The organism is Paenarthrobacter ilicis (genome assembly GCF_016907545.1).
Classification (GTDB): Bacteria; Actinomycetota; Actinomycetes; order Actinomycetales; family Micrococcaceae; genus Arthrobacter; species Arthrobacter ilicis.
In genome coordinates this window covers 1,347,693-1,360,206 of the sequence record NZ_JAFBCD010000001.1, presented here as the reverse complement: position 1 = coordinate 1,360,206, position 12,514 = coordinate 1,347,693, and the positions used below count along the sequence as shown (strand labels likewise).

Genomic DNA, 12,514 nt, shown 5'->3' with positions numbered 1-12,514 from the left:
GTCGCCGTACCCCGCCTGCTGGCCGGGCTTTACGAGGAAACTTTATGGCTGCGCGAGCTCCAGCCGATAAACGAACAGCTTTATGTCGGTTCCGGGAACGAACCAATCCCGGTGCGGTGCCCGGTCAAAGCCCGTGCGCGCGTACAAGGCATTGGCGCTTTCCCACGTGGCACCGGTGGTCAGGGACACGGCGCTGATGCCGTCCATGGCCTTGGCCTGGTCAACTACGGCCTGCACCAAAGCACGGCCCGCGCCGGAGCGCTGAACAGCCGGGTCAACCACCAGGGTTCGCAGTTCCAGCTCGTCCTCGAGCCCGATGTCCGAGAAGCCGCCACCCGCCGGTGCAGCCGTGACGGAGCCGATGACCTGGCCATTGCGCTCAGCCACCAGGATGTCCGCGTGCTCAGCCCTGCCGGCAACATCCTGCAGCTTCTGGAGGTAGGGGTGGTCGGCGGCGCCGTAGTACCCCGCTGTGACGTAGGAATCCTGCGTTATCCGGGCAACGGCGTCGTAGTCTTCCGGCAAGGCGGGACGGACAGTAATCGGCGAAAGCACCTGTTAATGTTAGTCGCTCCGCCGGTGCGGGAGCCGCCAAACGGGCCTTTCCGTGATGGAACTATCAGAAACGCCCGACGCCGGCCCGCACCTTGTGAGCCTCTGTTGCCGGCCGCTTGTGTTGCCCTGCGTGGCGTGTGGTTGAGCCGGATTGCGCGGGGTGTCCCCCGGTTTCGTGCTGTTGCGGGCATATGTCGGCCTGCTGGAGAACCGCTCCGGAGCCGTGTTTGAGTTGGCCCACACCGCTGCTTTGCCGTCCTGGAATCCTGCCCCTGAAACGAGGAACCATCATGACCACGCCGTCCCGCCAGCTTCACCTCAACGCCTTTCTCATGAGCACCGGCCATCACGAGGCATCATGGCGGCTTCCCGAAAGCGACCCCCTGGCAGTGACCAAAGTGGAACATTACAAGCACCTTGCGCGCACGGCGGAGAGGGGAAAACTGGATTCCATCTTCTTTGCCGACTCCCCTGTCCTTTACGGTGAGGTGGGCCGGCGCCCCGCCGGAAAGCTGGAGCCAACGGTGTTGCTGACGGCCCTGGCCGGCGCCACCGAACGGATCGGGCTGATTGCCACCGCCTCCACCACCTACAACGACCCCTTCAACCTGGCCCGGCGCTTCGCATCCGTGGACTGGGTCAGTGGTGGACGGGCCGGCTGGAATGTGGTGACCACGGCCGGCCTTGATGCCGCCAGGAACTTCGGCGTCGAGGACCAACCCGCCCACGCTGTCCGCTACGAGCGCGCCGCCGAATTCATTGAGGTGGCGGAGAAGCTGTGGGACAGCTGGGATGACGATGCGATCCTTGCCGACAAGGCGGAAGGTGTGTGGGGCGACGACACCAAAATCCGGGTGATCGATCACGCCGGAAAGCACTTCCGGGTGCGAGGCCCGTTGAACGTCCCCCGCTCCCCGCAAGGACGCCCACTGATTGTGCAGGCAGGATCTTCGGAGGACGGCAAAGACCTGGCCGCCCGCTACGCCGAGGCTGTGTTCACGGCGCATCAGACCTTGGCCGGGGCCCGGGAGTTCTACGCTGATCTGAAAGCCCGGACTGCAGCTGTGGGCCGCGACCCCGAGGGCATCAAGATTTTGCCGGGGATCGTACCCGTGATCGGCTCCACGGAGGGCGAGGCCCTTGCCCTGGAGCGCGAATTGGATGAGTTGATCAGGCCCGAGTACGCCCGCGATCAACTCGCCAAAACCCTGCGGCTTTCGCCGGACGATCTTCCGTTGGACCGGCAATTGCCCGCGGATCTTCCTTCCGAGGACCAGATCGAGGGCGCCAAGAGCCGCTACACCCTGATTGTGGAACTGGCACGAAGCGAGAAGCTGACCGTCCGGCAGCTCATCGGCCGGCTGGGCGGGGGCCGTGGCCACAGGACCTTCACCGGCACTCCGGAGCAGGTGGCCGACGCCATCGAAGAATGGTTTGTTGGCGGGGCCGCTGACGGCTTCAACATCATGCCGCCCGTGCTGCCCTCAGGCTTGGACATCTTCGTTGACCAAGTGGTGCCTGTTCTCCAGGCGCGCGGGCTGTTCCGGACCGAATACACGGCCAGCACCCTTCGGGGGCACTACGGATTGCCCCGGCCTGAAAACCAGTACGCGGACGCCGACGTGCAGGAGCTGACGTCGATCGGATCAGCCATCTAGCGTTTGGGCCAGGCCCACGACGGACCCTCCAGGGCACCGAGGCCCTCGATTCTGGTTTCGCCGGTGTCCTTATAGAGCTGGTGCTCGTACGCCGATCCACTCTTTCGGAGCTCCGTGAGCAAGGCCTCGGAGTGGGTCACCACAATCATCTGGCTGGTGGCACTGGCCTGGACGATCAGTCCGGCCAGTGCCGGCATCAGGTCAACGTGGAGGCTGGTTTCCGGTTCATTGAGCACCATCAGTTCCGGGGGCCGCGGCGTCAGCAACGCTGCGGTCAGGAGGAGGAACCTCAAGGTCCCGTCGGAAAGCTCGGCAGCCTTCATGGGCCGCAGCATGCCAGGCTGCAGCAACTCCACGCTGAAGCGCCCGTCAGCAATAGCCACATCCAAACGACTCCCAGGAAACGCATGGCGGACAGCGGCATCCAGCTGGCGCTCGAAGCCCACCTCCCGGATGGTCTGCAGCGCCGCCGCAAGGTCCTGCCCGCTGTGGTGCATCACCGGCGTGCGGGTGCCGATCCGGGCCTGTCGGGCCGGGGCATCAACGTCGGTCCGGAAGTGATCATAGAAGCGCCATGAACGCACGGCGTCACGGACCCGCATCACCTCCGGTGCGCGATCCTGGTCCGATACCTCGGTGAGCATGCTCTGGTATGTGTCCAGCCTTCGCGACAGCTCGGTCCACTCTCCATCGGGTCCGCGCAGCTTGGCCAGGGCCCCTTTGCGGTCCACCAACAAGGATCCCGGCCTCGCCACAGGGCCGGAGAAGATCTGCTCGCGCTTGATTTCCGGGTCCAGGCTGAAGGCGGACGCCCGCGGCCTTCCGGTATCGGGGTCGTAGCCTGCACTGCCTGAAGCGGGCAGACCCAGATCCACCAGGTAGCCGAAGTCGTCGCCGGAGTACCCCAGTTTAAGATTGACCGGCGCGCGCCGGACAGTGCCCTGCACCGGTGCTTGTCCGCCGCGCATACCCCTGCTGATCGATTCCGGTCCGGCCCACAACGTGGAAGACAAGCCTCCGTCCCTGGCCAACGAGCCCACCACATTGGCAGAGCCCGCACCGGCGCACTCGGACAGCAGGCGGAGAGCACGGTACAGGGAGGATTTGCCACTGCCATTGGCCCCCGTCACCACATCCAGACCGTGAAGTTCCATGGTCAGGTCCCGGATGGATCGGAAGTTGGCGATGGCCAGCGTACGGATCATGGGTAATTCACTGTCCTGGGTAAGTCCGTCCTGGAGATGTCACGGTCATGGATTTTTCACAAGGGGAACTTGCCGGACAACTCCAACGTTCCGGCACACATCCACGACGCCAGCCGGTCATCGGAAGCCGGTCCGCCGTCGAGGGGGCTCCTCAACCGGGGACGGCGCACCCAACAACCGGCTTCTTCGGCGATCAGGGCTCCTGCGGCAAAATCATGCTCGTTCAAGCCACGCTCACCGTAGGCGTCAAAGGTGCCGTCAGCTACCAGGCAAAGATCCAACGCCGCGGAACCCAGCCGCCGCACATCGGCAAAACCCTCCATCAACTCAGCCAGCCCAGCGGACTGGCTGGCCCGTGTTGCCGGGTCATAGCTGAAGCCCGTGGCCAGGAGAAGGCCGGTACGTCCGGAAACCGGGCCGGAAAGCCGGGTCCGTACCCCCCGCGTTTCGAGCCATGCACCGTGTCCGCGCGCGGCGGAGTAGGTGCGTCCCAGCGCCGGAGCGTCCACGACGCCGGCCAGCCAGACGCCGTCGGCATCCGCTACCGCAACCGACGTCGCGTAGTAGGCGATGTTCCGGATGAAGTTCGTGGTGCCATCCAACGGGTCAATGGACCACCTGTAGCCTGACGGAACGGACGGACGGGTAGTCCCGTGCTCCTCCCCCGTGATGGCGTCGTGCGGCCGGGCAGCCAGAAGCGCCTCCCGGACAGCGTTCTCGGCAGCAACGTCGAAGGCTGTGACCCAGTCCCCGGCTTCGCCCTTGTTGGTGGTCTCCAGCCCCTCGCCACCGGTACCTGTGGCGGACCGTCCGGCGAGGACAGCAGCACCGGCCGCCGCTGCTGTTGTGGCGATGGCGAGCAGTTCCAGCGGATCCGTCACGTGGTTTCTGCTTCCTCTGGGGATTCCTCGGTGATTGCTGCGGCGGTGTCTGGTGCGGCCGGTCCGTTGGCCAGGAGTTCCCGGAAACCATCCTCGTCCAGAACGGGGACGCCCAGTTGCTCCGCCTTGTCCAGCTTGGTGCCGGCGCTTTCACCAGCCACCAGGTAGCTGGTGTTCTTGGAGACAGACCCGGAAGCCTTGCCTCCCCGGATGATGATGGCTTCCTTGGCCTCGTCCCGGCTGTAGTTGGGCAGCGTCCCGGTGACCACGACGGTAAGGCCTTCGAGTGTCCGCGGCACGGACGTATCGCGTTCGTCTTCCATCCGGACCCCGGCCGCCGCCCAGCTGTCCACGATTTCGTTGTGCCAGTCCACCGCGAACCATTCCTTGAGCGCCACCGCGATGGTGGGGCCAACGCCATCCACATGTGCCATTTGCTCTTCCGTGGCGTTCCGGATGGCGTCCATGCTGCCAAAGGCCGTTGCCAAGGCCCGTGAAGCTGTTGGTCCAACGTGCCGAATGGACAACGCCACCAGCACCCGCCACAAGGGTTGCTTCTTCGCCTTTTCCAGCTCCGCAAACAGCTTCTCGGTGGTTGCCGTGGGTTTGGACGGCGACTTTGCCGAGCCCTTGGTATAGAAGTACGGCACCAGCTCATGCTGGCCCGTGCCCACGCCCTTGGACTTCTTTTCCCGGCGGATCAGGACATTGGACAGATCCTCGCGTGTGAGGCTGAACAGCCCGGCCTCGCTGGTCAAAGGCGGCACTTCCGGCTCAGCGGGCTGCGTCAAGGCAACCGCGGCCTCCCATCCGAGGGCCTCAATGTCGAACGCTCCCCTGCTGGCCACGTGGAACACACGCTCGCGCAACTGGGAGGGGCAGGACTTTGCGTTGGGGCAGCGGATGTCCACGTCGCTTTCCTTGGCCGGAGCCAGGGGCGTACCGCAACTGGGGCACTCGGTAGGCATCACAAACTCGCGGACCGGCGGCTCCTGCTTGTCCCGCAATGCCAGCACCGGACCCACGATTTCCGGGATGACGTCTCCAGCCTTCCGAAGGATCACGATGTCGCCGATCATCACGCCCTTGGCCTTCACCACCTCCTGGTTGTGGAGAGTGGCCATCCCAACCGTGGAACCGGCAACCTTCACCGGCTCCATCAGGCCAAAGGGGGTAACCCTTCCCGTACGGCCAACGTTGACCGCAATGTCCAGCAGCTTGGTGTGGACCTCTTCCGGCGGGTACTTGTAGGCGGCCGCCCACCGGGGAACGCGGGAGGTGTAGCCGAGGGCCCGCTGGGTGGCGAAGTCATCGATCTTCACCACAATCCCATCGATTTCGTGGGTGAGGTTGTGCCGTCGCTTGCCGTAATCGGCAATGAATTCCAGGACACCTTCAAAGGAATCCAGCACCTTGAGGTAGGGACTGACGGGCAGTCCCCAGCCTTCAAGGAGTTTGTAGGTTTCCGATTGGCTCTTGGCGTCCAGGCCTTCCCGGGCACCGATGCCGTGCACGTACATGCTCAGGGGGCGTTTGGCTGTTTCTGCCGGATCCTTTTGGCGCAGGGACCCGGCAGCAGCGTTGCGCGGGTTGGCCAGCGGCGCCTTGCCGGCCTCCACCAATGTCTCGTTGAAGGCCACGAATGCCTTGGAAGGAATGAAGACCTCGCCCCGGATTTCAACTTCGGAGGGGTAGCCGCTGCCGTGGAGCTCCCGGGGGATCTCCTTGATGGTCAATACGTTGTGGGTGATGTCCTCGCCGGTAGTGCCGTCCCCACGGGTGGCGGCGCGGACCAGCTTGCCGTCCCTGTAGAGCAGGTTTACTGCAAGACCATCGATCTTCAGCTCAGTGAGCCATGAGATCTCCGGAACCCTGTCCCCCAGCTTTGCCACCGAAGCCTCAGCCTTGCGGACCCATGCTTCGAGTTCGTCCAGCGAGAAGACGTCATCCAGGCTGTACATGCGCTGTAGATGGGCAACCGCGGCGAAGGCGGAGGAGACTTCCCCGCCGACTTCCTGCGTGGGAGAGTCATTGGACACCAGTTCCGGGTGCAGGGCTTCCATCTCTTCGAGGCGCCGGTACAGTTCATCGAACTCGGCGTCGGAGACCGTTGGGGAATCCTCTTGGTAATACGCATACCTGTACTTGCGGACAAGATCCGCCAGATGCTCGTACTCGTCCCGCAGGGATTCCGAGGGAGGCGTGCCCTCCTCCGCTTTAACCGCTTGGGCGGCATCCTGCGTTGTGGTGTCTACCGGATCCGGATTCTCTGGTGTGCTCACAGTTCTATCTTGCCGTAAGCCACCGACATTAAAGCCCTGCTAGTGCGAGGAGAGCCGGTTCTTGCTCCACAAAGCGAAAGCCAGGCCGCCGAGCCCCACCAGGAGGACACCGCCCAGGATGCCGAACAAACCCATGAGGTTGGGGCCATTGAAGGAACTGGGGACCATGGCAGCGGCCTGGGTTTCCCTGCCCTTGTCCACGGGAGTGTTCCAGTTGGACGACGCCGATGGCTGCGGGCTGGCTGTGCTTGTGGAGCTCGCGGAAGGAGTGGCCGATCGCGTCGGATCCGCGGGGGTGCTCTCCGTTGCGGGCTCCGGAGCCACTACGTCGGGCGCCGGCTCTTCGGCCACCTTCGGCTGCGCGGGAGCCTGCTGTGGTGGAGCCTGCCGTTCGGGTACGGGCTGTTCCTTGGCCGGTTCCGGGGCTGCGGGCGCCGGAGCCTCCGGGACGGGCGGCGCCTGCTGTTCCCGGGTCCGGGTGGGCTTGGGGGCCGGCTTCTGGTCCGGTTCAGGAGCCAGCGAAGGCTGTGTGGGCAGGGGGTTCTGCGCTCCCTCGGTGGGGAGGCAGGAGACCTTGCCATCGCACGGAGCAGCCTGGACAGCAGTGGCCGGTGCCAGGATCAAACCGGCGGCCAGTAAAAGGGCAGGGACAGCAGAATGTCGCATCAGAGAACCTCAGCCCGGGCGTTGGGGTGCCCGAAGTTTGGGGGATGTTTGATAAAAATCCTCCTACATCCCCCGCGCCCCGGCAAATTCAGCTGCGGTTCTCCGGCGGCATGGCGATCTGCAGCTTCCTGACTTTTCCGCGCCCAACGATGTAGCCGCGGCCCGGAATGAAGTCCGGGCTGATGCGTCCCAGGGAGGTGTTGAGCAGCGTATCGCCCTCCACATCCCCCGGGTTGAGCAGGAGTCCCCGACGACCCGATTTGAACGGTTGCGCCAGTGACCATGCCTGTGACCACGTGGACGTTTCAGACTCACCAACAACCCACTGATCCGCCTTGATGGCGGCGGTGACCAGCCGGCCCACGCCCGATTCCGCCAGGGTATCGGTGAACTCGGTGAGGCCCTCAATGAAGATGGCCATGGTTCCAGGGTTGTCCGATGCTTTGTCGATCAGGTCATCAATGACGTCCGAAACCTCGTCCGGTCCCACCAGGGACCTGCTCCAAAGATTCAGGTTGGCTACCGTGGACCGGCGGGATCCGATGTAGATCAGGTCCGTCCGCGGGTTGGACCGCTTCAGTGCGTATGCCAGGGTCACCAAGGCCACAGTGCGTCCGGCGCCCGGAGGACCGGCCAGCAGCAAGGAACCCTTGGCTGCGATCGCGGCTGGGCCGAGTGTTTCGTCGTCCACGCCAATGACCGGGTTGTCGGTGGAGCCACTGGGCAGGATGTCCAGATCCACCAGTTCGGGCAGACGCTGGATCTGGGGTGCAGGTTCCAGGCCCTGCCTGACCATGGCCTGGCTGAGCTTGACCACTTCACGGGCCTGCAAGGCCAGGTTGGAGTTGCCGCCAAGAACGGCGAGCTGGACTTCCAAACCATCCAGCAATCCACGGCCCGGGGGTGACGCTGCATTGAGGACGTCTTTGGGCACATCCAGTGTCATGTAGTCGTCTTCGGAGCTGAGGCGCAGGACCAGGCGCTTCTGGATTGAGGCCAGCAACGACGCCGGTACCGAGTTGGTGCGGTCTCCGCTGACAACCAAGTGGATACCCAGGGGCCGCCCATCCGTGGCAAGGGTCAGGAAGATGTCCCACAGCGCAGAAAGCTTGCTGTACTCGTATCCTTCACGGAACGCGGACATGCCGTCCACCAGGATGAAGATGCGCTTCTCATCAGGCCTGTTGGCCAACTGCCGGTACTCCACAATGGTGGAGGCCCGCACTTCCGCGAACCGGGCGGCCCTGTCATCGGCCACTTCCTTGAGCCAGCGCAACAACCGGCCCACGCGTTCCACGTCATCGCCGTTGATGATCTCGCCAACGTGCGGCAGGCCATCCAGCATCTTCAATCCCGAAGAACCACAGTCAATGCCGTAGATGTGGACCGGACCACCACGGGGAGTCACGGCAGCAGCGATGGCAATGCTGCGCAACGCCGCTGACTTGCCTGAACCGCCGGTGCCGTAGACGGCCATGTTGCCGTCCTTGTCCGGCTCGTAAAACACCGTGGGCTGGTCCTGGTGCGCAGGGTCGTCAGCCACGCCCAACAGCAGGCGCTCGTCACTGCGGGGATTGGGCAGCTTGGAGAAATCGTAGGTGGTGGCCAGTTCATTGAGCCACGGCTTCCTGGGCGGTTCGATGGACAGGACGTCAGCAGCCCGGATGATGTTCTCCGTCATCCTGGCGATGTCGTTGGGACCCGCCGGTTCTTCTTCCATCTGGGACTCCAGGGGCGGTTCCCATGCGGGTCCGGAGCCGAAGGCCATTTCCACAATGTCGATCCGCGGCCGCTGTGGCTTGTCGGTGGTCCAGCCACCGGCGTATCCGGTCTGGAAACCCTGGATACGGCCGGGACCGGTCTTCGCGGCACCGCGGCCGGGAATCGAGGGGTCAAAGTAGGCTGCGGTAGGCACACCAAGGATGTCCACCGCGTCCACTTCATCGGCCATGCGCAGGGCCACGCGGAGGTTGGTGTTGGCCCGCAGGTTGTCCTTGATGACACCCGCCGGCCGCTGGGTGGCAAGGATCAGGTGGAGGCCCAGGGAACGGCCTCGGGCGGCCACATCCACCACTCCGTCCACGAACTCCGGAACCTCGGTGGCCAGCGCGGCGAACTCGTCCACAATGATGATCAGGTACGGCGGCGCCTCGGGATCAGCTTCGCGCTGCAGCGCCAGCAGGTCCTTGGCTTTCTTCCGGTTCAGGAGCCGTTCGCGGTAGTGGAGCTCGGCCCGAAGGGACGTCAAAGCCCGGCGGACCAAGTGGGGCGAAAGGTCCGTCACCAGGCCAACGGTGTGGGGCAGGTGGAGGCAGTCGGCAAAAGCGGCCCCACCCTTGTAGTCCACAAACAGGAAGCTGACCCGGTCAGGGCTGTAGGCAGCAGCCATGCCCATCACCCAGGACTGCAGGAACTCGGACTTACCGGCACCGGTGGTTCCGCCTACCAGCGCGTGCGGTCCCTCGTTTTTGAGGTCCAGGTAGAACGGTTCCACACCTTTGGACCCCACCAGGGCACGGAGGCTTCCGTTGTCCTTGCGGTTGGGTACTGCCGTGGCGTGCACTGAGTTGTTTTCCTGCCACCGCTCGGCAACGGCCTGCGGCTTGTCCATCAGGTCCTTGCCGATCAACGTGGCGTAGGAGACAGCGCGCGGGAGGTCGGAATCGTCCTCGAGCGGATTTCCCACATCCACCAGCGGCGACATCATGCGTGCCAGCTGGGTGGCCAGATCGGCGTCGAGGCTTTCGCAGCTGACGGGGTAGGTGTGGCGGCCCAGGCGGACTTGGCCGGTGGTGGTGCCGTGGTCCCCATCCACCGACAGGAAGTCACGGCAGGCAGCCGGCAGTGATTGCACGTTGGCCGCCACCCACATGATGTGCACGCCGTAATCCGGACCACGCTCCACCAACCGGGTCAAACGGCCCCGGTCCACGGGAGCGTCGTCTTCCACGATCACCAGAACTGCAGGAACCACGGGCCCCGGCAGTTCCTCATGCTCGTCCTTGAGCCCCGGACGAAGCTGCGGACCAGGCTCCTTGGCCATGGACTCGCGTTCTTCCACCAGGTTTTCCAGGCGGGACAGCAATGCCGCGCCGGCGCCCGGTCCGGCGGCCAAATGGTCGCCGGAAAGGGGGCTGTGGCCGGAGCCAACGTGGGGAAGCCATTGCAGCCAGTCCCACCGCTCGCGGGAGCGCGCCGAGGTCAACGAGGTGAGGACAACTTCTGCCGGCGAGTGGAGGGCCACCAGCTGCAACACCATGCCGCGGGCCACGTCATCCACCACGCTGCGATCCCCTGCCACGCCGAACGAGCCGGAGGTGCGCAGCTGCGAGACAATGGGGACGCCTTCGATCACGCGGACCTGCTGCAGGCATTCCTGGATTTCGCGCATGTACCGGGGTTCGGTTTCGTTGGCCCCAGGCTCTTCGAACTGGATACGGGAAGGAGCCGAGCCGATCCCGAAGCGCACTCCCATGAAGTGCTGGTGTTCGGGCCGGTTGGTCCACAGCAGCGGGCCGAGTTTGTAGATGGCGTCCACGGTGTCGCTCACGGACGGCGCTTCCTGCAAGCGGACGGCGCGCTCGATGTTCTGCTGGCGGTCAATGTCTTCACGGAACGCCAGCATGGCGGCCTGGAACTGCTTGTGGCCTTCCTTGGCCTGCCGCTTGCTTTGCATCTTGTGGTCCACATAATGGCCCACGATAAAGAGCGGCATCATGGCCATGAACAGGACGGACAGCAGGTTCTGGGTCACGGCGAACAGCACGCCACCCATGAGCAACGGGGCCACCAGCATGATGTACGGGAACGGCTGGTGTTCGGGTCGCTTGGGTCCGGCCGGCGGAACGCGCTTGGGTGACTCGAACCTTGGCAAAACCCGCGGCGAACGGTTGAAGTCCACCAAGGGCGACGACGGTCCGCCAGTGTGGTTTCTCGACAACGCGACCACGCCAACGCTGGTGTCGCCCAGCGTGACGGTGTCGGATGACTCCAACGTGGCCCTGGTGACGGGAAGCCCGTCCATCAGCAGGCCGTTCGCAGAGTTTGTGTCCACGATTTCCACTGTTTCGCCCACGGTGATCCGCGCATGGCGCTTGGACGTCAGCGGATCTGAAAGGCGGATATCGGCGTCCCTGTCCCGGCCGATGTAGCTGGTGCCGAAAGGCAGCGAAAATTCGCGTCCGACGTCGGGCCCTGACATCACCCGCAGGGTAGCCGCGGCGGGTCCACGGTTGTTTCCTTCGCCGTGCCCGTTGGTGGCGAACTGCTCACTGACCTGGGCCAGTGAAACCTTGGAGCCGGGCCGCAGGCCGGACTCCAACAGATTGTCCATTGGCCTGAGGACATGGCCGGACAGGCCGCCGCCAACAAACGCCTCGTCCACGCTGATGGAAAGGTTCGACGGCGGTTCGGTCCCCTTGCGGGCGGGGTCGGCAATCCACAGTTCGGTGGCGATGTCAGCTACCGTGGCACGGCCATCCACCGTGACGGCGAGGTCCTTTGCTTCAGCAGGGTCACGCCGCAGGGTCAAGCGGAACTTCATGCGTCGTCGGCTCCAGTCGTGGTGTCAAGGAGATGCAGGTCTGCTGCGGTCACCAAGTGTGATGTCACTGCGTGCTCTACCAGCCGGGCACGGCGGTTGGTGGCGAGTTTTCCTGCGCCGCCGCGGAGGCCAACCACCCCCACCCGGTCCAGCTTGTCGCACACGTTGTCCAGTTTGCGGTTGAAGCGGGTCAGTGCCCAGCCCAGGCGTTTTGCGGCCTCGGCAGAGGACGGAATGGCGCTGAAACCCGTGCCTTCGCGCCTAAGCATGGGCTCGGCCAACGCGACGATGAGGGCTTTCTGGGAGTCCGTAAAGATCACGGGGCCAATGGTGGTATCCCCCGCCTGATCGTCCTCCCGCGCTTCATGCCGGAAGGACGGCGTTTTCAGGTGCACGGCGAACTCGTAGGTAGTGGGTCCGGCCGTGAAGATCACGTTCGTGTGGCTGAACACCAGCGGAATCCTGGCCCCGGGAGCCAGCCATGCCTGCATTCCGCCGGAACCGTCGGCGATCGTGGCGGACAACATGCTGCCCACGTTGCTGAGCCACCAAATGCCGTCGTACCGGGCAATCTGCAGGAACCGCCGGTGCAGGTAGGGGTTGTCATCGACTTCGAGGTCGCCCTCGCGGCCGATGTCGAACACGTCCTCGTCGGATGGTTCGTACCATTCGCCACAGAAATCTATTGCTAGATCCCCCATGATCTGTGCCTCCTCAGTGCGGT

8 protein-coding genes are annotated in these 12,514 nt (G+C 64.4%); 1 reads left to right on the top strand and 7 read right to left on the bottom strand.

What is annotated here, in order from left to right:
• Positions 1-42: 42 nt before the first annotated feature.
• Complete coding sequence (locus tag JOE60_RS06210) at positions 43-555, bottom strand: GNAT family N-acetyltransferase (RefSeq protein ID WP_167264760.1); 513 nt, start codon at positions 553-555, stop codon at positions 43-45.
• A 290-nt stretch (positions 556-845) separates the two neighbouring features.
• On the opposite strand from JOE60_RS06210, the gene JOE60_RS06205 reads away from it, so the two are divergent.
• Positions 846-2,213: an LLM class flavin-dependent oxidoreductase gene (locus JOE60_RS06205; protein WP_167264759.1), complete on the top strand. Its 1,368-nt coding sequence runs from the start codon at positions 846-848 to the stop codon at positions 2,211-2,213.
• Here JOE60_RS06205 and JOE60_RS06200 read toward each other — a convergent pair.
• The 6 genes from JOE60_RS06200 to JOE60_RS06175 all read right to left on the bottom strand — a co-directional run bounded on the left by JOE60_RS06200 (position 2,210) and on the right by JOE60_RS06175 (position 12,491).
• Positions 2,210-3,418 carry an AAA family ATPase gene (locus JOE60_RS06200; protein WP_167264758.1) on the bottom strand — a complete coding sequence of 403 codons (1,209 nt, stop codon included), beginning with the start codon at positions 3,416-3,418 and terminating at the stop codon, positions 2,210-2,212. The genes JOE60_RS06205 and JOE60_RS06200 overlap by 4 nt on opposite strands.
• 56 nt (positions 3,419-3,474) lie before the next feature.
• The gene (locus tag JOE60_RS06195; protein WP_167264757.1) at positions 3,475-4,299 is read right to left on the bottom strand and encodes an inositol monophosphatase family protein; all 825 of its coding nucleotides are present in this window, start codon (positions 4,297-4,299) and stop codon (positions 3,475-3,477) included.
• Entirely contained in the window at positions 4,296-6,581 is a 2,286-nt protein-coding gene (gene ligA / locus JOE60_RS06190) for an NAD-dependent DNA ligase LigA (RefSeq protein ID WP_167264756.1), read from the bottom strand. Before ligA ends, JOE60_RS06195 begins: the two co-directional genes overlap by 4 nt.
• Positions 6,582-6,620: 39 nt before the next feature.
• Complete coding sequence (locus tag JOE60_RS06185; protein WP_167264755.1) at positions 6,621-7,247, bottom strand: hypothetical protein; 627 nt, start codon at positions 7,245-7,247, stop codon at positions 6,621-6,623.
• An 88-nt stretch (positions 7,248-7,335) separates the two neighbouring features.
• Positions 7,336-11,790, bottom strand: a complete 4,455-nt coding sequence (locus JOE60_RS06180; RefSeq protein ID WP_167264754.1) for an FtsK/SpoIIIE domain-containing protein — start codon at positions 11,788-11,790, stop codon at positions 7,336-7,338.
• Positions 11,787-12,491 (bottom strand): hypothetical protein, encoded by a 705-nt coding sequence (locus tag JOE60_RS06175; RefSeq protein ID WP_167264753.1) that lies wholly within the window; start codon positions 12,489-12,491, stop codon positions 11,787-11,789. Before JOE60_RS06175 ends, JOE60_RS06180 begins: the two co-directional genes overlap by 4 nt.
• Positions 12,492-12,514 lie beyond the last annotated feature (23 nt).